The organism is Mycobacterium gastri, assembly GCF_002102175.1.
Lineage (GTDB): Bacteria > Actinomycetota > Actinomycetes > Mycobacteriales > Mycobacteriaceae > Mycobacterium > Mycobacterium gastri.
The window spans coordinates 129092-154694 of record NZ_LQOX01000119.1 but is presented as its reverse complement, the minus strand read 5'-3'; the positions used below and the strand labels follow the sequence as shown (position 1 = coordinate 154694).

Sequence of the window (25603 nt, the reverse complement as noted above, 5' to 3'; positions counted from 1 at the left end):
CGGGATCAACCATTTCGCGGGCATTCTTAAGTGATGCACCGAGGGCGTTTCGCGGGCACTTTTCGTGATGCTTGCCGGGGTCTTGGCACCTCGCAGGCGCCGGCGGCAGACTACTAGCCTGGGTACGTGCCAGATCCCGCAACGTACCGCCCCGCGCCCGGGTCCATCCCGGTCGAGCCCGGCGTCTACCGGTTCCGGGACCCGCACGGGCGGGTGATCTACGTCGGCAAGGCGAAAAGTCTGCGCAGCCGGCTGACGTCGTACTTCGCCGACGTCGCCCATCTGCATCCGAGGACCCGGCAGATGGTGACCACCGCGGCCAAGGTCGAGTGGACGGTGGTCAACACCGAGGTCGAGGCGCTGCAGCTGGAGTACAACTGGATCAAGGAATTCGATCCCCGCTTCAACGTTCGCTACCGCGACGACAAGTCGTATCCGGCGCTGGCCGTCACGCTCAACGAGGAATTTCCCCGGTTGATGGTCTATCGCGGCCCACGGCGCAAAGGTGTGCGCTATTTCGGGCCGTACTCGCACGCGTGGGCCATCCGGGAAACGCTGGATCTGCTCACCCGGGTGTTTCCCGCGCGAACCTGCTCGACCGGAGTGTTCAAGCGCCACAAGCAAATCGAGCGGCCATGCCTGCTCGGCTACATCGACAAATGTTCGGCTCCGTGCGTGGGCAGGGTCAGCGCCGAGCAGCATCGCCAGATTGTGGAGGACTTCTGCGACTTCCTGTCGGGTAAGACCGACCGCTATGCCCGCGAGTTGGAACGTCAGATGAACGCCGCGGCCGAGCAGCTGGATTTCGAGCGAGCCGCCCGGCTTCGCGACGACCTGTCGGCGCTGAAGCGCGCCATGGAAAAGCAGGCCGTGGTGCTCGGCGACGGTACCGACGCCGACGTGATGGCCTTCGCCGACGACGACCTCGAAGCCGCGGTGCAAGTGTTCCACGTCCGCGGTGGCCGGGTCCGTGGCCAGCGCGGCTGGATCGTCGAAAAGTCCGGAGACCCAGGGGATTCCGGACAGGAACAGTTGGTCGAACAATTCCTCACCCAGTTCTACGGCGAGCAGGCCGAGTTGGGTAGCGCCGCAGACGAATCGGTCAACCCGGTGCCGCGCGAGGTGCTGGTGCCCTGTCTGCCGTCCAACTCCGAGGAGTTGTCCAGCTGGTTGTCGGGGCTGCGTGGCTCCCGGGTCACGCTGCGGGTGCCGCGCCGCGGCGACAAGCGGGCACTGGCCGAGACCGTACAGCGCAATGCGAAAGAGGCGTTGCAGCAACACAAGCTGAAGCGAGCCGGTGACTTCAACGCCAGATCGGCTGCGCTGCAGAATATTCAGGAAGCTCTTGGGCTGGCCGACGCGCCGCTGCGCATCGAGTGTGTCGACATCAGCCATGTGCAGGGCACCGACGTGGTGGGGTCGCTGGTGGTCTTCGAGGACGGCCTGCCGCGCAAGTCGGATTACCGTCACTTCGGGATCCGGGAGGCCGCCGGCCAGCGCCGCTCCGACGACGTCGCCTCCATCGCGGAAGTCACCCGACGACGCTTCCTGCGCCACTTGAGTGATCAGAGCGATCCGAATCCGCTTAGCCCGGAAGGAAAGTCACGCAGGTTCGCCTACCCGCCCAACCTTTACGTCGTCGACGGCGGCGCACCGCAGGTCAATGCGGCCAAAGCCGTCCTCGACGAGTTGGGTATCACCGATGTCGCAGTGATCGGCTTGGCCAAGCGGCTGGAAGAGGTGTGGGTGCCGTCCGAACCGGACCCGATCATCATGCCCCGCAACAGCGAGGGCCTCTACCTGCTGCAGCGGGTGCGCGACGAGGCGCACCGATTCGCCATCACTTACCATCGGAGCAAACGTTCCAAGCGAATGACGGCATCGGCGCTCGACGGGGTGCCCGGACTGGGAGAACATCGTCGCAAGGCGCTGGTCACCCATTTCGGGTCGATCGCCCGCCTCAAGGAGGCCACCGTAGACCAGATCACCGCCGTTCCGGGTATCGGCGTAGCCACGGCTACGGCCGTCCTCGAGGCGCTGCGCCCCGACCGACCGGAAGCCTCGGAATGAACGGGGACAGCGCAGCGGGCCCGGAAAACCACGCGGCGCCGGATATCCCGGATATCGACGTGGTTCTGGTGACCGGGTTGTCCGGAGCCGGACGCGGCACGGCGGCCAAGGTGCTGGAGGACCTGGGCTGGTACGTCGCCGACAACCTGCCGCCCCAGCTGATCACCCGCATGGTCGACTTCGGGCTGGCAGCTGGATCGCGGATCACCCGACTGGCCGTGGTGATGGACGTGCGGTCGCGCGGATTCACCGGCGACCTGGACGAGGTGCGCAACGAACTGGCCACCCGCAACATCACCCCCCGAGTGGTGTTCATGGAGGCGTCCGACGACATGTTGGTGCGCCGCTACGAACAGAACCGGCGCAGCCACCCGCTGCAGGGCCAGCAGACACTGGCCGAGGGCATCGCCGCCGAGCGCAAAATGCTGGCGCCGGTGCGCGCCAACGCGGACCTGATCATCGACACCTCGACCCTGTCGGTCCGGGGCTTGCGGGAAAGCATCGAGCGCGCGTTCGGCAGCGACGGCGGCGCGACCACCAGCGTCACCGTCGAATCCTTCGGCTTCAAATACGGGCTGCCGATGGACGCCGACATGGTGATGGATGTGCGTTTCCTGCCCAACCCGCATTGGGTGGACGAGCTGCGGCCACTCACCGGCCAACACCCCTCGGTGCGGGACTACGTGCTGGACCAACCCGGCGCGGCCGAGTTCCTCGAGACGTACCATCGGCTGCTGTCGCTGGTGGTCGAGGGCTACCGCAGGGAGGGGAAGCGCTATATGACGGTCGCCGTCGGCTGCACCGGCGGCAAGCATCGCAGCGTGGCGATCGCCGAAGCGCTGATGCGGCTGCTCGGCTCCGATCCGCGTCTATCGGTACGGGTGCTGCACCGGGATCTGGGTCGAGAATGAACACGCCAGCCGGCCCGCAGTCAAGCCACAACATCGTCGCTCTGGGCGGCGGACACGGGTTGTATGCGACGTTATCGGCGGCGCGCCGGCTGACTCCCTACGTCACCGCGGTCGTGACCGTCGCCGACGACGGTGGTTCCTCTGGCCGGCTGCGCAGCGAACTCGGCGTGGTGCCGCCCGGAGATTTGCGAATGGCGTTGGCGGCCTTGGCATCTGATAGCCCGCACGGGCGATTGTGGGCGACCATTCTGCAGCATCGATTCGGCGGTGACGGCGCTCTGGCCGGACATCCGATTGGCAACCTGATGCTTGCCGGCCTGTCGGAGGTGCTGGCCGATCCGGTTGCCGCGCTCGACGAGCTCGGACGCATCCTGGGCGTGAAGGGCAGGGTGTTGCCGATGTGTCCGATCGCGCTGCAGATCGAGGCCGACGTATCCGGCCTGGAATCCGACCCGCGAATGTTCCGGGTGATCCGCGGCCAGGTAGCGATCGCGACCACGCCGGGAAAGGTGCGGCGGGTGCGGTTGCTGCCCGCCGACCCGCCGGCGACCCGGCAGGCCGTCGACGCCATCATGGCTGCCGACCTGGTGGTCCTGGGACCCGGTTCCTGGTTCACCAGCGTGATCCCGCATGTGCTGGTGCCCGGCCTGCTCACAGCGCTGCAGACCACCACCGCCCAGCGGGCGCTGGTGCTCAACCTGGTGGCCGAGCCAGGCGAGACGGCGGGCTTTTCGGTGGAGCGCCATCTGCACGTGCTGGCCCAGCATGCCCCGGGGTTCACCGTGCACGACATCATCATCGACGCCGAACGAGTGCCCAGCGAGCGGGAGCGCGAGCAACTGCGCCGCACCGCCACGCTGCTGCGGGCCGAGGTGCACTTCGCCGACGTCGCCAGACCTGGTACACCTTTACATGACCCGGGCAAGCTGGCGGTCGTCCTCGACGCGGTGCGGGCGCGGGACAGAGGCCCGGCGGCGACTCCGGTGACCACACAGGAGATACCGATCGAGGGTGGACGTCAACAGACCGGCGTGCACGGCGCTGGGCGGCAACGGACCGAGGAGTGACGACGCGTGGCGATGACGACCGAAGTCAAGGACGAGTTAAGTCGTCTGGTGGTCAAATCGGTCAGTGCGCGGCGAGCTGAGGTCACTTCCCTGCTGAGGTTCGCCGGCGGCTTGCACATCGTGGGCGGCCGGGTGGTCGTCGAAGCCGAGGTGGACCTGGGCAGCATCGCTCGCCGGCTGCGCAAGGACATCTTCGAGCTCTATGGTTACAACGCGGTGGTCCATGTGTTGTCGGCCAGCGGCATTCGCAAGAACACCCGATACGTCCTGCGGGTCGCCAATGACGGTGAGGCGCTGGCTCGCCAGACCGGGTTGCTCGATGTGCGTGGGCGCCCCGTGCGCGGCCTACCGGCGCAGGTGGTCGGGGGCAGTGTCGCCGATGCCGAAGCCGCTTGGCGCGGAGCCTTTTTGGCACACGGATCGCTGACCGAGCCAGGACGCTCGTCGGCGTTGGAGGTGAGCTGTCCCGGTCCGGAGGCCGCGCTCGCGCTGGTGGGTGCGGCACGTCGGCTCGGGGTCAGCGCGAAGGCCCGCGAGGTGCGCGGCGCCGACCGGGTGGTGGTGCGCGACGGTGAGGCGATCGGTGCATTGCTGACCCGGATGGGAGCGCAGGATACCCGGCTGGTATGGGAGGAGCGCCGGATGCGTCGCGAAGTACGCGCGACGGCCAACCGGCTGGCCAACTTCGACGATGCCAATCTGCGCCGCTCGGCCCGGGCGGCGGTCGCGGCGGCGGCGCGGGTGGAGCGTGCGCTGGAGATCCTCGGCGACACCGTGCCCGACCATCTGGCTTCGGCCGGCAAACTGCGGGTCGAGCACCGGCAGGCGTCGCTGGAGGAGCTGGGCCGCCTTGCTGAACCACCGATGACCAAAGATGCTGTGGCAGGCCGGATCCGGCGATTGCTGTCGATGGCCGACCGCAAGGCGAAGGTCGACGGGATTCCGGATACCGAGTCGGCGGTGACGCCGGATTTGCTCGAGGACGCTTAGCCCGGGCTGGTCCAGGTACACCGGCTAGGGCTACGGTCATGGCATGAAGCGGCTCTCGAGCGTTGATGCGGCGTTTTGGTCAGCGGAAACCGCAGGCTGGCACATGCATGTGGGGGCGCTGGCGATCTGCGATCCCAGTGCTGCGCCCGACTACAGCTTTCAGCGGCTCCGCGAACTGCTCGTCGAGCGATTGCCGGAGCTGCCGCAATTGCGGTGGAAGGTCACCGGCGCCCCGCTGGGCCTGGACCGGCCCTGGTTCGTCGAGGACGAGGACCTCGACATCGACTTCCACGTCCGTCGTATCGGCGTTCCCGGTCCGGGCGGGCGACGCGAGCTCGAGGAGCTCGTCGGCCGGCTGATGTCCTACAAGCTGGACCGCTCCCGGCCGCTGTGGGAACTGTGGGTCATCGAGGGTGTCGAGGGCGGCCGGATCGCCACGCTGACCAAGATGCACCACGCGATCGTCGACGGAGTCTCCGGCGCCGGTCTGGGCGAAATCCTCTTGGACGTCACGCCCGAACCGCGGGCGCCGCAACAGGAAACGGTTGGGTTCGTGGGATTCCAGATTCCCGGCCTGGAGCGGCGTGCGGTGAGCGCACTCATCAACGTCGGCATCATGACACCGTTCCGCGTCGCGCGGCTGGTGGAGCAGACCGTGCGCCAGCAGATCGCGGCTCTGGGTGTGCGTAGCAAGCCACCCCGCTACTTCGACGCACCCAAGACCCGGTTTAACGCGTCGGTGTCGCCGCACCGGCGGATTACCGGCGCGCGGGTAGAGCTGGCCCGGGTCAAAGCCGTCAAGGACACCTTCGGGGTCAAGCTGAACGACGTCGTCCTGGCGCTGGTGGCGGGGGCGGCGCGGGAATACCTGCAAAAGCACGACGAGCTGCCCACCAAGCCGCTGATCGCGCAGATCCCCGTCTCCACCCGCACCGACGAGACGAAATCCGATGTGGGCAACCAGATCAGCTCGATGACGGCTTCGCTGGCAACCCACATCGAGGATCCCGCCGAGCGACTCAAGGCGATCCACGTAAGCACCCAGAGCGCTAAGGAAATGGCCAAAGCGCTGTCGGCGCATCAGATCATGGGGCTGACCGAGACCACGCCACCCGGCCTGCTGCAGCTGGCCGCCCGCGCGTATACGGCAACCGGGCTGTCGCACAACCTGGCGCCCATCAACCTGGTCGTGTCCAATGTCCCCGGTCCACCCTTCCCGCTGTATATGGCCGGCGCCAAGCTGGATTCCCTTGTGCCACTTGGGCCGCCGGTCATGGACGTGGCATTGAACATCACGTGCTTCTCGTACCAGGACTACTTGGACTTCGGTTTTGTGACGACACCGGAAGTGGCCAACGACATCGACGAGATGGCCGACGCCATCGAGCCGGCGCTGGCCGAACTGGAGCGCGCCGCGGAACTGCGGTAGGCGCACTCGCGTTAGCCTGGCTGGCCGTCCAGGCCGGTTGCGCCGGTGCCGCCGGTGGCACCTTGGGCGCCGCCGACGCCGTTCACTGTCTGGGCGTTGCCGAGGCCACCCTTGCCGCCGATCCCGCCTCCCCCACCGGTGCCGCCGGTCCCACCAGTGGCACCGGCGCCGCCGGCGCCAGGCGCGCCCGAGTTGCCGAACAGCCCGCCCGCGCCACCCGCGCCGCCATTGCCGCCGTCCCGGCCGTCTCCGCCGGCCGCTGCCCCGGTGGGCAGAAACCGGCTATGTCCGCTGGCTAGTCGGTAGCGGGCGGGCGGCCGGTCACGTACACCCAGGACAAGAACCGGGCCACCGCCTCGGCGGTCTGATGCGCTCGCGGCGAACCGAAGATGTCGAAAGCATGTTGGGCATTGGGCAATTCAGCATAGGCGACCGGAGCCTTCGACACCGCGCGCAATTCGTCGACGAATTCCCGGGCTTCGACGACCGGGATGAGGGAGTCGTCGGCGCCGTGCAGCACGAAGAACGGCGGCGCGTCGGCCCGCACGTGGTGGATCGGCGACGCGTCGACGAAGATTTGCCGATGCTGGCTGAATTTCCGCTTCACCACGAACCTTTCGAGCAGCCCGATGAATTCGGGTCGCCCGTCGGCGTCGGTGGAATACCAGTCGTAGCGCCCGTAGAAGGGGACCGCTGCCACCACCGACGTGTCGGCTTGTTCGAAACCGGGCTGGAACCTGGGCTCGTTGGGCGTCAAAGCCGCCAGAGCCGACAGGTGCCCGCCGGCTGAACCTCCGCTGATCGCAACGAATTCCGGGTCCCCGCCGTAGGCCGCGATGTTCTCCTTGACCCACGCCAGCGCACGTTTCACGTCGACGATGTGCGCCGGCCAGGTATGCAGGGGAGAGACCCGATAGTTCAGCGACACGCAAACCCAGCCCCGCGAAACCAGATGGCTCATCAAGGGATACGCCTGCGGGCGGCGCCAGCCCAGCACCCACGCGCCGCCGGGCACCTGCACCAGCACCGGCGCCTTGCCGTCGCGGGGCAGGTCGCGGCGACGCCAGATGTCGGCCAGGTTGGCGCGCCGGTGCGGGCCGTACGCCACGATGTTGGTCTTCTCGACATAGCGCCGGCGCGCCACGGTGGTGCGGAGCGGCAGGTTACGCCTCCCGCGGCGGGTCGGCTTGGTCGGCAGCGCGGCCAGCTCCTTGGCGTAGTCCGGCCCGAGCCCCTCGCTCAACCCCGCTTCCAGCACCGGGCCCGGAGTCGTGTGGCCGCGGTAGCGGGTCACTCCCAGGATCGTCCAGGCCGCAACCGTCAACGCCAACGCCGCCTTTCCCTTCGGTCCGGCGAAATCGCCGCGACGCCCCCGGCGCACCGCGTCGAGCACCGAGGCACTCAGATACACGCCCGGCACCTCCGAGGCCGGCCAGCCGAACCAGAACACCAGGGCCGCGGCGTAGGGGTGGCGGGTAATCGGATGAAATCCGTTGGCGGCGTTGACGAGTTCGACCGCCCCGCGGGTCAGCGGCCGGGGACGGCGCGCCAGCCTCAGCAGTCGCTCGCCTCTCATGAGCCGCTGACCCGTGATTGCAGTTCGGCGCGCAGGATCTTGCCGGTGCTGCCACGCGGTAACTTGTCGAGAACGGTGATTTCGCGGGGCACCTTGTAGTTGGCCAGGTTGTCGCGCACATGCTGCTTGAGGATCTCGGGGGCCGCGCCCGTATCGAGGTGAGCGCCGGGCTCCAGCACCACGAACGCCGCGAGCCGTTGGCCGTACTGCTCGTCGTCCACGCCGATCACCGCGGCTTCGGCCACGTCGGGATGGGCGGCCAGCGTCTTCTCCACCTCGATCGGGTAGACGTTCTCGCCGCCGGAGACGATCATCTCGTCGTCGCGGCCGACAACGAACAGCCGTCCGTTCTGGTCGAGGTAGCCAACGTCGCCCGAGGCCATGAACCCGGCGTGGAAGTCCTTCGTGGTCCCAGAGGTGTAACCGTCGAATTGGCTGTCGTTGCGGACATAGATGCTGCCGACCTCGCCGACCGGTACCTCGTTGAATTCCGGGTCCAAGATCCGGATTTCGGTTCCCTCCGCCGGTTTGCCCGCGGTGTCGGGCGCGGCGCGCAAGTCGGCCGGGGTCGCGGTGGCGATCATGCCCGCCTCGGTCGCGTTGTAGTTGTTGTAGATCACGTCGCCGAACTGGTCCATGAAGGCGATGACGACATCGGGTCGCATCCGGGAGCCGGATGCGGCGGCGAAGCGTAACGACCTGCCGCTGTGGCGATTACGCACCTCAGCGGGCAACTCCATGATGCGGTCGAACATCACCGGCACCACCGCCAGCCCGGTCGCCTGGTGGCGGTCGATGAGGTCCAGCGTGGCCTCCGGGTCGAACTTGCGCCTGGTGATGATCGTGCAGGCCAGTGACGCGGCCAGCACCAGCTGGGAAAAGCCCCAGGCGTGGAACATCGGAGCCACAATCACGATCGGCTCCTCGGCCCGCCACGGTGTGCGGTCCAGGATCGCCTTCAGCGTGCTGACTCCACCGCTACCACCAGAGTGCTTGGCGCCCTTGGGCGTTCCGGTGGTGCCGGACGTCAGCAGGATCACCTTGCCGTTGACGCTCCTACGCTGGGGCCGTTGCCCGGCGTGCGCGGCGATGAGTTTTTCGACGGTGAGCTCGGGCTGGTTGTCGGTCCATGCCAGGATGCGGGTGGCTTCCGGTTTGTCGGCGAAGGCGCGATCTACGGTGACGGTGAACTCTTCGTCGGAGATGACGGTGTCGACGTTCTCCCGGCTCACCACATCGGCCAGCGCCGGACCGGCGAACGAGGTGTTGAGTAACACGATGTTGGCGCCGATCCGGTTGGCCGCGATCAATGCCTCGACGAACCCGCGATGGTTGCGGCACATGATTCCGACGACTTTCGGGGGCCCGGCCGGCAACTGCTGCAGCGCGGCGGCCAAGGCGTCGCTGCGCTCGTCGAGTTGGCGCCAGGTGAGCGTGCCCAGTTCGTCGATCAGGCCCGGCCGGTCCGGGCAGCGTTGCGCCGCACCGGCGAAACCCGCGGTGAACCCCATACCTTCGCGACGCATAGCGGCGGCGATCTTCAGGTACCGGTCCGGCCGCATCGGTGCGATCAGCCCGGCGCGCCTCATGGTCGTGATCAGACCGAGAGCCTGGTTGATACGAGATGCCTGAGATGTCATCGTTCAGCCCAGAATCGGGAAACGACGGGTGGCCGCGAGCTTGTTGAGGGCTTCCTGCATCACCGACCGCACATGCGTGTCGACCTCGTCGATGTCGGGGTTTTCGCCGAAGCGTGCCGTGATGTCGATCGGATCCAGCACCTCGGTGACGATTTTGGTGGGCAGCGGCAGGTTGGGCGGAATCGCGGCGCTGAACCCGAACGGAAAACCAAATGAGAGCGGCAGGATGTCGCTGCGCAGCAAGCGCTTTAGTCCAAGGTGCTCGGCCAGCCAGGTGCCGCGCGACAGGTAGAGCTGCGTCTCCTGACCACCGATGGACACCGCGGGCACGATGGGCACCCCGGCTTCGATCGCAGTGCTGACATATCCCTTGCGACCGTTGAAGTCGATGACGTTCTCGGCGAACGTGGGTCGGTACGCGTCGTAGTCACCGCCCGGAAACACGATCACCACGCCGCCGGAGCGCAGCGCCTTGGCTGCGTTGTCCCGGCTGGCCCGGATGTAGCCGGTGCGCCGGAACAGCGACCCGGTCAGCCCCATGAACAGAATGTCGTGGCTCAGCGTGTAAACCGGCCGGTCGTAGCCGAACTTGTCGTAGAAATCGATGCTGAAGATAGGAACGTCCATCGGGAACATTCCGCCCGAGTGGTTGCCCACCACCAGCGCTCCGCCGGGCGGAAAAGAATCCAGGCCATGCACCTCGCACCGGAAGTACGTCTTCAAGATCGGGCGCATGACACTCATCAACCGCTTGGTCAGGCCGGGATCCCACTTGTCGATCTCGGGACCTCCGATGTCTGGGCTGTCGGTGCTCACGTTCCTCCCTTGAGGCTCTCTCTGAGCTGCGTTGCCGTCGAGTCCCTCGATGGTAGCGACCGGTGTCGGACCGGCGCGCCGGCATCGGCGGCGAAACCGCTCCGCTCCGGTCCGTGGGCGGGCACAGTGTTCATTTGGTGCCCGCCTCCGGCCGGGCAACAGTGTTCATTTGGTGCCCGCCTCCGGCCGGGCAACTGATCAACGACGCTAGACCAGGAGGGACGCAGAAGTGGCCCAGGTCGGTGGCGAGGCCGGCGGCAGCCCCATTTCGGTGATCGCCCGGCGAATGGACACCATTCGCGACCAATTCATCGCGGAGGTGTTCGACACCATGAAAAACGAAATCCAGGGGCTCGACTACGACAGCCGGATGCTGGACATGTGGCAGGCCAGTATCACCGAGAACTACGTCGCAGCCGTCCATTACCTGGAACGCGACGCGCCGACGTCGTTGCTCGAAGCGCCACCCGCCGCGCTGGCCTACGCGCGGGCCGCGGCGCAGCGCGATGTGCCGCTGGCGCCGTTGGTACGGGCGCATCGACTCGGCCATGCACGCTTTCTCGAGGTGGCCATGCAGTATGTGTCGCTGCTGGAACCCGCGCAGCGGGTGCCGACCATCGTCGAGCTGGTGAATCGCTCGTCACGAATCGTCGACTTGGTGGCCGATCAGATGATCGTCGCCTACGAAGAGGAACACGAACGCTGGCTGAGCCGCCGAGGCGGCCTGCGACAGCAGTTGGTCAGCGAGTTGCTGGCCGGCACCCCGGTGGACGTGCAGCGCGCCGAGAAGTTGTTGCGGTATCGGCTGGACGGAATGCATGTCGCCGCGGTGGTATGGGTGGATGCGGCGGTGCCAACTGGTGACGTGATGGCCGTGTTCGAGCAGGTCCGTTGCCTGGTAGCCGCCGAGCTGGGCTTGGTGGGCGGCTCGCTGCTGGTGCCGACCGACGAACGGGAGGCGCGGCTGTGGTTTTCGGTCTGGGACCACCGCGCCGGTGATCCGTCGCGCCTGCGCACAGCATTCGAGTCGGCGGGCATCCGAGCCCGGCTGGCCTGCGGCCAGGCGGCAGACGGGCTGCGTGGTTTCCGTGCCTCGTTGAAACAGGCCCAGTTGGTGAGAGCGGTGGTCCATGCCGGCGAAGCCCGTCACCGCGCCCGAGTTGTCTGCTACGACGACGTGGCGCCGATAGCGTTGATGGCCGCCGACGTGGATGCGCTGCGGCGCTACGTGTCAGAGGTACTGGGCGAGCTCAGCGTGGACGACGAGCGTAATGAGTGGCTACGCGAGACACTGCGCGAGTTCTTGGTGCGCAATCGCAGTTATGTCGCGACGGCCGAAGCGATGATCTTGCACCGCAACACCATTCAGTACCGGGTAACTCAGGCAATGGAGCTGTGCGGAGGCAGCTTCGACGATCCCGATGCCGTCTTCAAGGTACAGGTCGCGTTGGAGATCTGCCGGTGGATGGCCCCGGCGGTGCTAGGAGCACCAAAGTAACGGTCGGATTCCTTTCGCGGGCTCGGGCCGCAACCGCTCAGCCCCGGCTGGTGGTGCGAACCTCGATGTGCCCGTTGGTTTCCCGCACGTCCAACACGGGTTGGCCGGTAGTGGCAGGGCCGCGCACCAGGGTTCCGTTGCGAACGTCGAACTGTGACCCGTGGCATGGGCAGGTGATCACCGCGCCCTCCAGCTCGCCCTCGCTCAGCAGACAGCCGCGATGGCTACAGCGGTTGTGAATGGCAAAGAGCCCGCCGTCGTGACGCACCAGCAGTACCGGCGCGTCCTCGGCATCGGTGCCGTGCAGTTGTCCGTCACCAAGCTCGGCGCTGTCAAGCACCGCCGTCCACTGCGGCGGACCGGGGTCGAACGCGGTTTGATTGACGCCGACCCCGCGCACATATGACATGTGGCCGCCCCAGGTATCCGCTGAACCCCAGCACGGTGACTCCGGCGAACGCGAGCAGCACGCCGGATAGCCTCCGATCGCGCCGACGGGCTCTCAATGAGGCGGCGTTGAGCAGCAGTGCGACGCTGTTCGGTTCCGCATGGACCAGACCGACGCGGCGTACCCCTTCGTCGGAGAGTTCGGTGTCGGCCCAGTCGCTGATGCCGGTGAGCGCGGTGGGCAAGGTCGCGGCAACGCCCACTCTGATCAGCCGCCGTGCGGCTGTCGCACCGGAGCGGGGGGCGATCACATCCAACAGCGACGCCGACAGGAATGAGCCGATGACCACGTCGGTCAATGGCGGATGGACCGGATGACCGAGCCATGTTCCGCTGATCGCTTGTTTGAGTTTCGGCTGGGCCAGTAGCTGGCGGACTCTCTTGGCCATTGACTGTGCCGGAACGTCCAGCACCCGGGCTCGTTCAAACGCGTCGACCAACGGTCGGGGGGGCGTGTAGGCGGGCATCCTCTGGCATTACCCCACCCGGGCAATTTGAATCCGCTGGTCCGAGGTTTCAGTTGCGATCCTGTTCGGCCCTTACGTTCAGCGTGGTCGGGCCGAAGCCCGCGGCCGGAGAGCTCATCACCGATCGGTCCAGCCTCAGCCTCCGACTCCGGCGCGGCGCTTTCCCGACACGCTCATCGACACATCTGCGATACGGGCGAAACACCCTATGCTGCAGCGTGTTTCAGGTAGGAGGACGAGAAATGCGGGCGACCCGGTCGGTTAACCGGCCCGCCATGCATGGCTAGGATGCGAAGCCCTTTCATGCCGCGCGCACCAAAGTGATCTTGAGCTTCGGTGCGGGCGCATATGGTGTCTATCCTCCTTGGGCCTCTAGCGTATGCGCACGTCAATTCGCAAGACCAGGCTCGGAAGGGCGCCGGATCGCGTGCGGGAACGACCACCGGTCTCTCGAAGGGCGCGGGGTGTGGTTTCTTGGGACCGCGACGAGTTGTCTGAGGCGGCAGTGGGTACCCGTCCGTGCGTGTTGAGGGGTCGCGCATGGCTGAGCCCGAGCCGGCCAAGGCCGCCGGGCCCGGCCTAGCTAGGGGTAGCCCGAAGTAGCGTCGCCGGGTCCGCCAGAGGGGGGCGGACCCGGCGGATGCTCGCCGGGTTGGGTCGGTTTCGGCCCAGTCGCGTGACTCGTTAGCTACCATCCAGCCACCACGGGGCGGCGCCGATGCCGACCCGGCCGCACGGGAGGGTGGTAGTGGCGGGAATGTCGTTTGTGGTGGCCGAGCCGGACATGATGGCGTCGGCGGCCTCGGATGTGGCCCGCATCGGTGCGGCGATCAGCGCGGCCAACGACGCGGCAGCGGTCACCACCACCCAGCTGCTCGCCGCGGGCGCCGACGAGGTGTCGCAGGGGATCGCCGCGCTGTTCGGCACGTACGCGCGGGACTATCAGACTGTCAGCGCCCAGATCGCGGCGTATCACGACCACATTGTGCGGGCGCTCGGGGCTGGGGCGGAGGCGTACGCCGGCGCCGAGGCCACCAATCGCGCGCTGGTGCAGCCGTCGCCGAACGGGACCGTCGGGTCGCCCGGGCCGACAGTTCTGATCATGGGACCCACCGGAAACCCGGGACCGACGTTTCGCTACTTGCAGCAGGTCTACAACCTCTACCTCCGCCCCTTCTACCCGGGCTCACCGGTATTCGGTGTGACCACGCCCGAGCAGTTCCAGCCGTTCACCGGCATCCCCAGCCTGACCTTTGACCAATCGGTGGCCGCCGGTGCCGCCGATCTGCACGCCGCAATCATGGCCCAGCACGCCGCGGGACACGACGTCGTGGTCCTCGGCTTCTCCCAGAGCGCTTCGGTGGCCACCGCCGAAATGCGTTACCTGGCAAGCCTGCCCGTCGACCTACGGCCCGGCCCCGACCAGCTCTCCTTCGTGCTGCTCGGTGATCCCAACAATCCCAACGGCGGCTTACTGGCCCGCTTTCCGGGGCTTTTCGTGCAGCCGCTGGGTCTGACGTTCAACGGCGCGACACCGAGCAACCTCTACCCGACGACGGTGTACACGCGCCAATACGACGGCTTTGCCGACTTCCCCCAGTACCCGCTCAACATTCCCGCCGACCTCAACGCGCTGTTGGGTATCTATTACGCGCACGGCACCTATCAGGAACTGACCCCCGCACAGGTCGCGGCGGGTGTGGTTCAGCCGGTGTCCCCGGCCGACGTCTACACCACCTATATCTTGCTTCCCAGCGAGCATCTGCCGCTATTGGAGCCGCTGCGCGGCATCGTGCCCGCGCCGCTGCTGGATCTCGTCGAGCCGGACTTGCGGGTGATCATCGAATTGGGTTACGACCGAACCGGATACGCCGACGTGCCCACCCCCGCGGGGCTGTTCCCGACCCATATCGATGCGCTCACCCTCGCCGGTGACCTTGCCGGCTCGACCGCGCACGGCATCGACCACGCGCTTGCCGATGTCGGCTTGCCGCCGCTACCGAAGGTGGCGATCCCGAATCTGCCGCTGCCGCAGCTCCCGTCGGTGCCGACGCCGGCCCTGCCGGCCGCACTCCCGGTCCCGCCGCAGATCGGCGCCGCCATCGACGGGCCGCTGAATTACCTGCCCGGCGTACTCGACACCGTCATCAACGACACCCTCGATCCGGCTATCACGTCAGCGATGTACCAGGCCGGTGATTGGCTCATCGGCGCCGCGCTCAGCCAAGGCGCTTCCCCGCAGCTGATCAATGCGATCGTCGTCGCCCAGCAGATGATGCCGGTTCTGGTGGAGGGGCCCGGCTATTTCGTGACCGCCGATGCCCAGTACCTGGCGGACGGCATCGGGGATTTGGCTGCCGGCGACCTCAACGGCTTCAGTCAGAACATGCAACTCATCCCGGCCACCAATATCACCCTGGGCGTGTTCGGCGCGGGAATTGCCGGGGTGGCCGTCGCGGCGATCTTGAGCGGTCAGCCGTTTCCAACCTGATCCGTAATACCGACGACTCCGAATAACCGGGTGTGCAGCCGACGATCAGGGAGAGACCGGCGCGACGGTCTCGCCAGATGACCGGCGGTGGTGCGAACATCTATGTCAGAAAGACCGAGGGAGCCAACCGATGCCCAGAACCCTCCAGGACCGACCACCGAGTTGAGCGACGCCGATTCGCCTTGCCCGTCAATTGATTTCACACCGGACCAAATAGGAAGGCCGCCATGGGTTTCATGTCACCGGAGCTTCCGGACGTCGACCCCGCCACTTGGCAGACGCTGCCCCGGGCAACGAGACTACAAATCGCCACGCGTCATTGGGTCGAGCACGGCTTCGGAACTCCGTACGCCGCATACCTGCTGTACCTCGTCAAGATCGGGGTATACCTCGCCGCGCCCGCGGCGATCATTTCGCTCACGCCCGGCCTGGGCGGGCTGGCCCACATCGCCGACTGGTGGACCCAACCGATCGTGTACCAGAAGGTCGTCATCTTCACGTTGTTGTTCGAGGTGATGGGCTTCGGCTGCGGCTCCGGCCCGCTGACCGGCCGGTTCATGCCACCGGTGGGCGGATTCCTATATTGGTTGCGGCCCAAGACCATTCGACTGCCCGCCTGGCCGGACAAAGTTCCGTTTACCGGCGGCGACAGTCGTACCGTCGTCGACGTTATCCTCTACGCCGTCGTGCTGGCAGGTGGGGTGTGGGCACTGGTGTCCCCGGGCCACGGCGGACCGGTCACCGGGGCCGGCGACGTCGGCCTGATCGACCCGGTGCGGGTCATCCCGACGATCGTGGCCCTGGCGCTGCTGGGTCTGCGCGACAAGACGATCTTCCTCGCGGCCCGCGGTGAACACTATTGGCTGAAATTGTTCGTGTTCTTCTTCCCGTTCACCGATCAGATCGCGGCGTTCAAGCTCATCATGCTCGCGCTGTGGTGGGGCGCGGCGACGTCCAAGCTCAACCACCACTTCCCGTACGTCGTCTCGGTGATGACGAGCAACAATGCGCTATTGCGCAGCAGGTTGTTCAACTGGCTCAAGCACCTGCTCTACCTGGACCCGGTCAATGACCTGCGCCCGTCCTGGCTGCCCAAGCTGATGGCCCACGTCGGGGGGACCACCGCGGAATTCCTGGTCCCCGGGGTGCTGGTGTTCGTCGCCGACGGCCATCCCTGGCGATGGTTCCTCATCGGGTTCATGGTGATCTTCCACCTCAACATCCTTTCCAACCTTCCGATGGGGGTGCCGTTGGAGTGGAACGTGTTCTTCATCTTTTCGCTGTTCTATCTGTTCGGGCACTACGGCGCGATCCAGGCCACCGACCTGCAGTCACCGCTGCTGCTGGCGATCGTGCTCGCCGCGGTGGCCGTGGACGTTGCGGGAAACCTTTTCCCCGAGAAGATTTCGTTCCTGCTGGCCATGCGTTACTACGCCGGCAACTGGGCCACCAGCGTGTGGTGCTTCCGCCCCGGGGTCGAGGACAAGCTCGAGGCCAACGTCGTCAAAAGCTCTGCGCTGGTGGTCAATCAGCTGACCAGGCTCTACGGCGCCGACCGTGCGGAAATCATGATGGACAAGACCGCGGCGTTCCGGGCGATGCACACTCACGGCCGAGCACTGAACGGCTTGGTTTCCCGTGCCGTCGGGGGCGAGGTCGACGAGACCGACTACAGCGTGCGTGAGGGCGAGCTGATTGCCGGGCCGCTGGTCGGCTGGAATTTCGGCGAGGGCCACCTGCACAACGAGCAACTGCTGGCCGCGGTGCAGCGGCGGTGCAATTTCGAGGAGGGTGAAATCCGCGTCGTCATCCTGGAGGGCCAACCGATCCACGTCCAAAAGCAGTGGTACCGCATCGTCGACGCCAAAGCCGGCGTGCTCGAGGCCGGTTATGTCGAGGTGAAGGACATGCTGTCGCGTCAGCCGTGGCCCGAACCCGGCGACGAATTTCCCGTCCACGTCACGACTCAGCGCGCTGCGCCAGGTACGCCATAACGGACGCTGTCAGGCGGGGGCACCGGCCGGCGGCGCATCGCTTCCGAGGAGTGCGGTCACTGCCAGCGCCGCCTTGGCAGCGTCGTGTTGTTCGCCGGTGATGATGTCGGAGTAGAGGAAGGACTCGACGATCCGCACGATGAGGTACGCCAGGTCGTGCGGCGGTAACGGCGGGTGCAGCTGCGTGCGCGTAATCTCCTCGCGGAGCAGGGTTTCGACGGCCGCGACCAACCGCGCCTGGACCGTACTGGCCTGTGTGGTCAGGATGCGCAGCGCCCGTTCCGGTTCTCGTCGCAGGAACTCGCGGAAGTACTCCGCCTCGTCCAGCAACGCCACGAAGCTGCCGATGATGGCCGAGATGCGCTCGCCGCCGGACCCGGGCGCGTTGTTGACGGCCAGTGCCAGCGTGCGTTCGGCCAGTGACCAGAGAATCTCGGCCAGGAGTTCATCACGGCTGCCGACCCAGCGGAACAAGGTGGCGCGGTTCACGCCGAGTTCGGCGGCCAGCTCCTGCATCTCGATCCGCCGACCGGCCATGAACCACCGCCGGGCGATGCGGAAGGCCGTCAGGGCATCGGGGCGGCGGTCCGTCGCCGCCAGCAGCCGAGCCAGCTGTGTTTCGCCGATGTCGCACCTCCTAGCTGTGGGAACCAACATCTCGCGTTTGCAACAGATTACAAGATGTTGCAGCACGGGACGTCGCCATCCGGCGCTATTGGCTACTAAAGCGGATATATCTGGGATTATCGAAGTGAAGTATGTCGCGTTTGGTTGCAGATATGCAACATATCTAGATATGATGCAATCATGATGTTCACCCCGCTAAGCGAAGTGCTGTGATGCGCATCCTCGACCGCTTCCGACTCGACGACCGGGTCGCGATTGTTACCGGGGCATCCAGCGGCCTCGGTGTCGCGTTCGCGCAGGCCCTGGCCGAGGCCGGGGCCGACGTGGTGCTGGGCGCGCGGCGCGAGGACCGGCTGGCCGGCACCCGTGCGCTCGTCGAGGCGGCGGGGCGCAAGGCCGTCGCGGTGCGTACCGACGTCACCGATCCCGAGCAGTGCCGGGCACTGGTCGAGGCTGCGATCGACACGTTCGGGCGGGTCGACATCCTGGTCAACAACGCCGGCGTCGGGACCGCGGTGCCCGCCACCCGCGAGACTCCCGATCAGTTCCGTTCCGTCGTCGAGCTCAACCTCAACGGTTGCTACTGGATGGCGCAGGCGTGCGCGCAGGTCATGAGGCCCGGCAGCTCGATCGTCAACATCAGCAGCGTGCTCGGCCTGACCACCGCCGGTTTGCCGCAGGCCGCCTACGCATCGTCCAAGGCCGGACTGATCGGTCTGACCCGCGACCTGGCCCAGCAGTGGACCGGGCGGAAGGGCATCCGGGTCAACGCGTTGGCGCCCGGTTTCTTCGAATCCGAGATGACCGACCAATTCCCCGCCGGTTACGTCGAGACCACGGTCATCCCGCGCACCCTGATGGGCCGCGTCGGCCTGGCCGAAGAACTGGCAGCCGCGCTGGTCTTCCTGGCCAGTGACGCCGCCAGCTACGTCACCGGAAGTACGCTGCCCGTTGAGGGCGGCCTGCTCACCTCCTGACCGCACCGACTCTGAGAAAGGCAGTCATGAACGTTGGATCGCATCTGCGCAAACGAGCCGAGCTGAATCCCTCCCTGGAGGCACTCGTCGATGAGACCGCCGGACGGCGGTTCACCTTCGCCGAACTCGACGACCGCGCCGACCGGGCCGCCCGGGTGTTGACCGGGCTGGGGCTGGGCAAGGGCGACCGGGTCGCCGTGCTGTTGCCCACCGCCCACCAGTTCGTCGAGGTCTTTTACGGCGCGGCCCGGGCCGGGTTGGTGGTCGTGCCGTTGAACTGGCGGCTGGTCGCCAACGAGCTGGCGTTCATGCTGCGCGACTCGGGGGCCACGGTGTTGGTGTTCGACGCCGAATACGATGCCGTCGTTGCCGAGCTGCACGATCGCGGCGGCAACGACGACGGCACACCGGTGGCCCACTGGCTGCGCGTCGGCGCCGACGGCCCGGCCTGGGCGGCCGACTTCGACGTCGCAGTGGATCAGGCTGCGCCGCAGCCGATTTCGGCCGTTGGCGACGGTGACGACCCGCTGTTCATCATGTACACCTCGGGCACCACCGGACTGCCGAAGGGCGCGGTGCACACCCACGACAGCGTGCAGTGGTGCCTGCTGACCATGTTGGCCAGCGTCGACATGCGATTCCGGGACCGCTACCTGATCTCGCTGCCGTTGTTTCACGTGGCCGCACTTGCCCCGCTGGTCGGTTGTGTCTACCGCGGTGCGACCATCGTCATGTTGCGCCAGTTCGACCCCAAGCGCATCTGGGAGGTGTTCCGCGATGAGCAGATCACCACTACCCTGGCCGTTCCGGCGATGCTGAACTTCATGCTGCCGACGTATGATCCCGCGCTGCGGGAGTCGCTGGCGCTGCGCTGGATCATGAGCGGGGCGTCGCCGGTGCCGCCCTCGCTGATCAAGTCCTACGCCGACCTGGGCTTCGAGGTCCACCAGGTTTACGGGCTCACCGAATCGTGCGGTCCGGGCTGCGTGATCGGCCCCGACGACGCGATGTCGCACATCGGGTCGACCGGTAAGGCGTTCTTCCACACCGACATTCGCATCATCGACGAGCAGGGCGCCGATGTGGGAGCCGGTGTTCCGGGCGAGATCTTGATTCGCGGGCGCCACATCATGGCCGGCTATTGGAACCGTCCCGACGCGACCGCCGAGACGATCATCGACGGTTGGCTGCACACCGGCGACATCGCGGTCCGCGACGCCGACGGCTTCGTCTACATCCAGGACCGAATCAAGGACATGATCATCTCCGGCGGAGAGAACGTCTACCCGGCCGAGATCGAAGACGCGCTGCTGTCCCACCCCGGCATCGCCGACGTCGCGGTGGTGGGCATCGCGTCGACCAAATGGGGCGAGTCGCCGCTGGCGGTGGTGGTGCGCGCCGACCCGGAACTCGACGAGGCCGCGGTGCTCGGGCACTGCGAGGGCAAGCTGGCCCGCTACAAGCTGCCGAAGCGGGCGGTGTTCGTCGCCGCCATCCCGCGCACCCCGACCGGTAAGGCGCTCAAACGCATTCTGCGGGAACAGTTTTCGGTAGAGGCACCCGAGTAAGCAAGGCGCCATCCATGAAGCAGCTCTCCGGCCTGGACGCCGCGTTCCTCTACCTGGAGACGCCGACGACCTTCGGCCACGTCACCGGCCTGATGATCTTCGAACGGCCCAGCCCCGACTACGACCCGTACGCGGCGGTATACGCCAAATTCGCGTCGCTGGTCGGCGCGCTCGAGCCGCTGCGGCGGCGCCTCGTCGAAGTGCCGTTCGGGCTCGACCATCCGTACTGGGTGTTCGACCCCAACTTCGACCTCGACTACCACATTCGCGAATTGCATTTGGCCCGACCAGGTCTCGTCGATCAGCTGGGCGAGCAGGTGTGCCGGATCGTGGGGCGGCCGATGGACCGCACCCGGCCGCTGTGGGAGGTATACGTTATCGACGGCCTGGCCGACGGGCGCTGGGCGCTGCTGACCAAATATCACCACGCCACCATCGACGGGGCTTCCGGGATGCTGATGCTGCAGATAGTCACCGACACCCAGCCGGACGCGCCGCCGCCGGGCGAGGGTCCGTCGTGGGAGCCCGAGAAGCTGCCGTCCACCGCCGAATTGCTGGGTCGGACGGCGGGCCACCTCGCGCGAAACCCGTTCCTGGCGCTGCGGGTCCAGGCCCGGATCGTGGGTCGGCTCGCCGATGCGGCGGGAATCCATTCCGTGAGCAGTGCAGCCAGCCGGGCCGGGGATGCGGTCAAATGGGCCGCCCAACTGGGCCTCAGAAATAGAGGCAGCAGGCCCAACGTCTCGCTGCCCGCCATCACCGCACCGCCGACGCCGTGGAACAAGACGATCAGCGCCCACCGCCGCTTCGCCATGCGCACCACCTCGCTGGACAACGTCAAACGGCTCAAGGACGCCACCGGCAGCACCGTCAACGACGTTGTCATGGCGATCTGCGCCGGTGGGCTGCGGGAGTACCTGCTGGCCCACGACGCGCTGCCGGACCGCCCGCTGCGGGCGATGGTGCCGGTGTCGATCCGCACCGGCGACGAGGCGGACCCGTGGACCAACCGGGTGTCGGCGATCGTCGCCGAGTTGCCCACCGACTGTGCCGATCCGGTGGAACGGGTCGCCCGGTGCCGCAAGGCCATGCAGGACGCCAAGCGCACCCACGAGCTGGTCCCGGCCGCCGAACTGGTGGACCTCAGCCGCTACTCGTCGCCGGTGCTGGCCACCGCGGCGGTGCGGCTGGCGTCGCGGCTGCGGCTGGCCGACCGGGTGTCGCAGCCTTTCAACGTGGTGATCTCTAACGTGCCCGGGCCCCGCCAACCGCTGTACTTCGCCGGCGCGAAGCTGTGTCACCAGTTCCCGGTGTCGATCGTCACCGACGGGCAGGGCCTCAACATCACCGTGGTGAGCTACCTGGACCGGCTCGACTTCGGCTTCATCGCCGACCGCGAGCTCGTCCCCGACGTCTGGGATCTCGCCGACATGCACGTCGCCGAGATCACCCGGCTGTTCGAAGCCACCGGCGCGCAGTGGGCCCAGCCGCCGCAGCCGCCCTCGCCGCGCCGCGGCCCGACCCAGAAGCCGGTGAAGAAGTCGGTGAAGAAGCAGAAGTCGACAACGGGCCGCCGATAGCTGGCGTTGTCGGCCCGGTCTTGGCCGACGTTTAAGCTCGTCCAGGTGACGATTCAACGCCCGATGCGATGACCAACGCGACCGTCGTCGGTGGCGGACCCAACGGCCTGGCCGCAGCGATCCAGCTCGCCCGCCACGGTCTCGACGTGCAGGTGTTCGAGGCCGGCGACACCATCGGCGGCGGCGCGCGCTCGGGTGAGCTGACCGTTCCCGGACTCATCCACGACCACTGCTCGGCGTTTCACCCGCTGGGCGTCGGTTCGCCGTTCTGGCAGGAGATCGACCTGCAGCGTTATGGGCTGACCTGGAAGTGGCCGGAGATCGACTGCGCGCATCCGCTCGACGACGGTAGCGCCGGCGTGCTGTTCCAGTCGATCGAGAAGACCGCCACGCGGATGGGACCCGACGGCAGCCGCTGGCGCAGCGCGGTAGGGGATCTGGCGGCCGGATTCGATGACCTAGCAAGCGATTTGCTCCGGCCGGTGATCAACGTCCCGCGTCACCCGTTGCGTCTGGCCCGGTTCGGCCCGCGTGCGGCGCTGCCGGCCACCGTGATGGCGCGCTGGTTTCGCACCGAGCAGACACGAGCGCTGTTCGGCGGGGCGGCCGCGCACGTCTATACGCGTCTGGACCGGCCGCTGACCGCGTCACTGGGTCTGATGATCCTGGCCAGTGGCCACCGGTACGGCTGGCCCGTCGCCCAGGGCGGATCGGGGTCGATCACGCAGGCACTGGGTGCCGCGCTGCGGGCGCACGGCGGCAACATCACCACCGGCGTGACCGTCACCAGCCGCCGCGACATCCCGGACGCAGACATCGTCATGCTCAATCTCAGCCCCGCGGCCGTCCTGGAGCTCTACGGCGATGTGATGCCGGCGCGGATCAAGTCGTCCTATCGGCGTTACCGTGCCGGATCGTCGGCGTTCAAGGTCGACTTCGCCGTCGAGGGCGACATTCCGTGGACCAATCCGGACTGTGGGCGCGCCGGCACCGTGCATCTGGGCGGCACCTTCGCCGAGATCGCCGACACGGAACGGCAACGCGCACAAGGCAGGATGGTGCGACGGCCCTTTGTTCTCGTGGGGCAGCAGTACCTCGCCGACCGTTCCCGCTCAGCGGGCGACGTCAACCCGATCTGGGCCTACGCCCACGTGCCGTTCGGCTACACCGGTGACGCCACCGCGGCCGTCGTCGACCAGATCGAGCGGTTCGCCCCCGGTTTCCGCGACCGCATCATCGCCAGCGTCAGCAAGTCCACCACCGAATTACAGGCCTACAACCGAAACTTCATCGGTGGTGACATCATCGGCGGCGCCAACGACCGGCTCCAGGTCATCTTCCGGCCGCGGATCGCCGTCGATCCCTATGTGATCGGGGTGCCCGGTGTCTACCTCTGCTCGCAGTCCGCGCCGCCAGGTGCCGGCATCCATGGACTGTGTGGGTACTACGCCGCAGAATCAGCGTTGCGGTGGCTGCGTAAGCGGCGCTGACGTCCGCCGTTCCGGCGCCGCCGTTTCATGCCTTCGATACGACTCGACAAAGCCCATGCACGAGTGAGAATCGTCTCGTCGGTCACGGATGAATCGGGTCCATATTGCTGCTTAGCCACATCCGCAACACTGGTTTCTGTCGGAGGCGACGCTCGCCGTGCCCGCCTGCGCGGCAACCTCATTCGCGGCACGGCGCAACCGAAACTGTCGCTCGGAGCGTTGAGGGGCCTATGCCCGGCACGAAAAGATGAAGGTCGTTGGCTGGCGCGGTTGGGTCGGCGGCTGGTGGCGTCGACTGTGCGCTGGTGGGCGCCGAGTGAGCGCTTGCGGCGCCGAGTGTGCCGTCAGGGCGGCCGATCGTGGCGGTTCCCGCCCTACATGCACGTTCAAAGCCGTCGCCGCACACTCGATGCCGCGGCATGGCAGCCGATTGGGTGAGCACGTGAGGCATCCCCCGAACGCCCACCATCACAAGAGGTTCGAGCGAGGTGCGGTATCGGCGTGCCGTGTGGGGATGCAGAGCTAGATGTCGCGGGGTTGACAGCTTGGCGGGCAATCACGTTGCTCGGTCAGCCCGACGTGACCAGGGTGTGCCCGGGCCGCTCGAATTGTTCACGCGCGCTTTGACTTCCACGCTTGACGGCACGCTTACCATCACCGCGCCCGGCCTGGGCGAAGACCGCCGACGAGATACTGGCCCACCGGCGGCAGCCACTGCATTCGCTGGTGGTGCCCAGCTGGTCGGCACAAACCGAAGAGAGGACGGACGAGGCTGAACCTCAGCCAGCGCCCGCACCCGAAGGACCGGGCGCAACGGGCTGGCCGGGTACGGGCCCGCCGGCCGGTGCGGGACCAGTCGGCGCACCCTTGCCGGTCCCAGACATGTCAACGATCGGAGCCCCGGCCAGCGCCGGCGCATCCAGTGGCGCACCCGCCGCCACCGGCCCGAGTGCGATCAACGGAACACCAGCCGGCATCGGCGCAATGACCGGGGCGCCGGCGGGCACCGGCACAGCGGCGGGCACCGGCGCAGCGGCGGGCACCGGGACAGCGGCGGGCACCGGCGCAGCGGCGGGCACCGGAACAGCGGCGGGCACCGGCGCAACGGCGGGCACCGGAACAGCGGCGGGCACTGGGACCGCGGCGGGTACCGGCGCAACGGCGGGCATTGGGGCCACGGCGGGTACCGGCGCAACGGCGGGCATTGGGGCCACGGCGGGTACCGGCACAACGGCGGGCACTGGGGCCGCGGCGGGTACCGGCGCAACGGCGGGCACTGGTGGTCCCAGTGCGATCAGCGGAGCACCGGCCGGCACCGCCGGAACCGGTCCGGGCACTACCAGCGGAACACCCGACATGTCAGTGAGCGGAGCGCTAGCCGCACATACCTCGGCGATGGGTGCTGGTCCGCCCCCCGCTGCTGTTCCGCCGGCCGTTGCGGAGCCGCCACCCGTTACGGGGCCGCCACCTGTTGCGGAGCCGCCACCCGTTACCGGGCCGCCACCTGTTGCGGAGCCGCCACCCGTTGCGGGGCCGCCCCCGGCTGTTGTTCCGCCGGCTGCGGCCGGTCCGCCCGCGGCTGCTCCGCCCGCGGCGCAGCATCCACCAGCTGCGGCCGCTCCACCGGCTGCGGGCGCTCCACCGGCCGCTCCACCGGCTCCGCCGGCCACCGGCGCTGCACCCTCGCCCGCCATCCCCTGGACGCACCCGTAGCCGCCGGTCTTCAGCGGGGCGGCAGCTACATCCGGGCTCAACGCTATAGCGGCCCCGCACAAGCCAGCGCAGGCAACCACTTTCAAGTTGAACCGATCGAAGACCGTCATCACGCCGACTCCTCTTTAGTGGCACTCAGCATTTCCGCAATCAAACCGTGCAGCAGCACCGCCTAGCCCTACTGCACTCGTGTCTAGCCGACCCGCACAATTTTCGGCAGCCGACGTGAAACACGAGACACGCCGCACCGCG

At 67.3% G+C, this 25603-nt stretch carries 18 protein-coding genes and 1 pseudogene; 12 read left to right on the top strand and 7 right to left on the bottom strand.

Annotated elements, in window-relative coordinates:
- Window positions 1–126: 126 nt before the first annotated feature.
- From uvrC to AWC07_RS17745, 5 genes and pseudogenes are all read left to right on the top strand, one after another.
- Window positions 127–2070: an excinuclease ABC subunit UvrC gene (gene uvrC / locus AWC07_RS17765; RefSeq protein WP_085105172.1), complete on the top strand. Its 1944-nt coding sequence runs from the start codon at window positions 127–129 to the stop codon at window positions 2068–2070.
- Window positions 2067–2981, top strand: a complete 915-nt coding sequence (rapZ, locus tag AWC07_RS17760; RefSeq protein WP_051508238.1) for an RNase adapter RapZ — start codon at window positions 2067–2069, stop codon at window positions 2979–2981. The genes uvrC and rapZ overlap by 4 nt, the downstream gene beginning before the upstream one ends.
- A pseudogene (locus AWC07_RS17755) lies at window positions 2978–4064 on the top strand (YvcK family protein). Before rapZ ends, AWC07_RS17755 begins: the two are co-directional and overlap by 4 nt.
- Entirely contained in the window at window positions 4061–5038 is a 978-nt protein-coding gene (whiA, locus tag AWC07_RS17750; RefSeq protein WP_139829760.1) for a DNA-binding protein WhiA, read from the top strand. Before AWC07_RS17755 ends, whiA begins: the two are co-directional and overlap by 4 nt.
- Before the next feature lie 43 nt (window positions 5039–5081).
- Window positions 5082–6467, top strand: coding sequence for a WS/DGAT/MGAT family O-acyltransferase (locus AWC07_RS17745; RefSeq protein ID WP_036419626.1), 1386 nt, complete (start codon window positions 5082–5084; stop codon window positions 6465–6467).
- Window positions 6468–6762: 295 nt separating this feature from the next.
- Here AWC07_RS17745 and AWC07_RS17735 read toward each other — a convergent pair whose 3' ends face one another.
- The 3 genes from AWC07_RS17735 to AWC07_RS17725 are packed head-to-tail and all read right to left on the bottom strand — an operon-like array spanning window position 6763 to window position 10427.
- Window positions 6763–8043, bottom strand: coding sequence for an alpha/beta hydrolase (locus AWC07_RS17735; RefSeq protein WP_085105170.1), 1281 nt, complete (start codon window positions 8041–8043; stop codon window positions 6763–6765).
- Window positions 8040–9683: an acyl-CoA ligase FadD12 gene (gene fadD12 / locus AWC07_RS17730; RefSeq protein WP_036418051.1), complete on the bottom strand. Its 1644-nt coding sequence runs from the start codon at window positions 9681–9683 to the stop codon at window positions 8040–8042. Before fadD12 ends, AWC07_RS17735 begins: the two co-directional genes overlap by 4 nt.
- A 3-nt stretch (window positions 9684–9686) precedes the next feature.
- Window positions 9687–10427, bottom strand: a complete 741-nt coding sequence (locus AWC07_RS17725; protein WP_139829759.1) for a lysophospholipid acyltransferase family protein — start codon at window positions 10425–10427, stop codon at window positions 9687–9689.
- Between the two features lie 358 nt (window positions 10428–10785).
- Between AWC07_RS17725 and AWC07_RS17720 the strand changes: the two genes are divergently transcribed.
- Window positions 10786–11997, top strand: coding sequence for a PucR family transcriptional regulator (locus tag AWC07_RS17720; RefSeq protein ID WP_051508213.1), 1212 nt, complete (start codon window positions 10786–10788; stop codon window positions 11995–11997).
- Between the two features lie 37 nt (window positions 11998–12034).
- On the opposite strand, the gene AWC07_RS17715 is transcribed toward AWC07_RS17720, so the two are convergent.
- Both AWC07_RS17715 and AWC07_RS27710 read right to left on the bottom strand, forming a co-directional pair.
- Window positions 12035–12337: a Rieske (2Fe-2S) protein gene (locus tag AWC07_RS17715; protein WP_051508211.1), complete on the bottom strand. Its 303-nt coding sequence runs from the start codon at window positions 12335–12337 to the stop codon at window positions 12035–12037.
- Window positions 12330–12911 carry a DUF2231 domain-containing protein gene (locus tag AWC07_RS27710; RefSeq protein WP_051508212.1) on the bottom strand — a complete coding sequence of 194 codons (582 nt, stop codon included), beginning with the start codon at window positions 12909–12911 and terminating at the stop codon, window positions 12330–12332. The genes AWC07_RS17715 and AWC07_RS27710 overlap by 8 nt, the downstream gene beginning before the upstream one ends.
- A gap of 757 nt (window positions 12912–13668) precedes the next feature.
- Between AWC07_RS27710 and AWC07_RS17705 the strand changes: the two genes are divergently transcribed.
- Window positions 13669–15402, top strand: a complete 1734-nt coding sequence (locus AWC07_RS17705; protein ID WP_085105169.1) for a PE family protein — start codon at window positions 13669–13671, stop codon at window positions 15400–15402.
- A 227-nt stretch (window positions 15403–15629) separates the two neighbouring features.
- Window positions 15630–17396 carry a DUF3556 domain-containing protein gene (locus AWC07_RS17700; RefSeq protein WP_036415977.1) on the top strand — a complete coding sequence of 589 codons (1767 nt, stop codon included), beginning with the start codon at window positions 15630–15632 and terminating at the stop codon, window positions 17394–17396.
- Between the two features lie 9 nt (window positions 17397–17405).
- Here AWC07_RS17700 and AWC07_RS17695 read toward each other — a convergent pair whose 3' ends face one another.
- Entirely contained in the window at window positions 17406–18053 is a 648-nt protein-coding gene (locus AWC07_RS17695) for a QsdR family transcriptional regulator (protein WP_167380098.1), read from the bottom strand.
- A 182-nt stretch (window positions 18054–18235) separates the two neighbouring features.
- Between AWC07_RS17695 and AWC07_RS17690 the strand changes: the two genes are divergently transcribed.
- From AWC07_RS17690 to AWC07_RS17675, 4 genes are all read left to right on the top strand, one after another.
- Window positions 18236–19000, top strand: coding sequence for an SDR family NAD(P)-dependent oxidoreductase (locus tag AWC07_RS17690; protein WP_036415976.1), 765 nt, complete (start codon window positions 18236–18238; stop codon window positions 18998–19000).
- Between the two features lie 26 nt (window positions 19001–19026).
- Window positions 19027–20568 (top strand): acyl-CoA synthetase, encoded by a 1542-nt coding sequence (locus tag AWC07_RS17685; RefSeq protein WP_036415974.1) that lies wholly within the window; start codon window positions 19027–19029, stop codon window positions 20566–20568.
- A gap of 14 nt (window positions 20569–20582) precedes the next feature.
- Window positions 20583–22148 carry a WS/DGAT/MGAT family O-acyltransferase gene (locus AWC07_RS17680; RefSeq protein ID WP_036415973.1) on the top strand — a complete coding sequence of 522 codons (1566 nt, stop codon included), beginning with the start codon at window positions 20583–20585 and terminating at the stop codon, window positions 22146–22148.
- A gap of 68 nt (window positions 22149–22216) precedes the next feature.
- Window positions 22217–23638 (top strand): phytoene desaturase family protein, encoded by a 1422-nt coding sequence (locus AWC07_RS17675; protein ID WP_036415972.1) that lies wholly within the window; start codon window positions 22217–22219, stop codon window positions 23636–23638.
- A gap of 779 nt (window positions 23639–24417) precedes the next feature.
- Here the strand turns inward: AWC07_RS17675 and AWC07_RS27705 are convergent.
- Window positions 24418–25461 (bottom strand): hypothetical protein, encoded by a 1044-nt coding sequence (locus AWC07_RS27705; protein WP_084293617.1) that lies wholly within the window; start codon window positions 25459–25461, stop codon window positions 24418–24420.
- Between the last annotated feature and the right edge of the window lie 142 nt (window positions 25462–25603).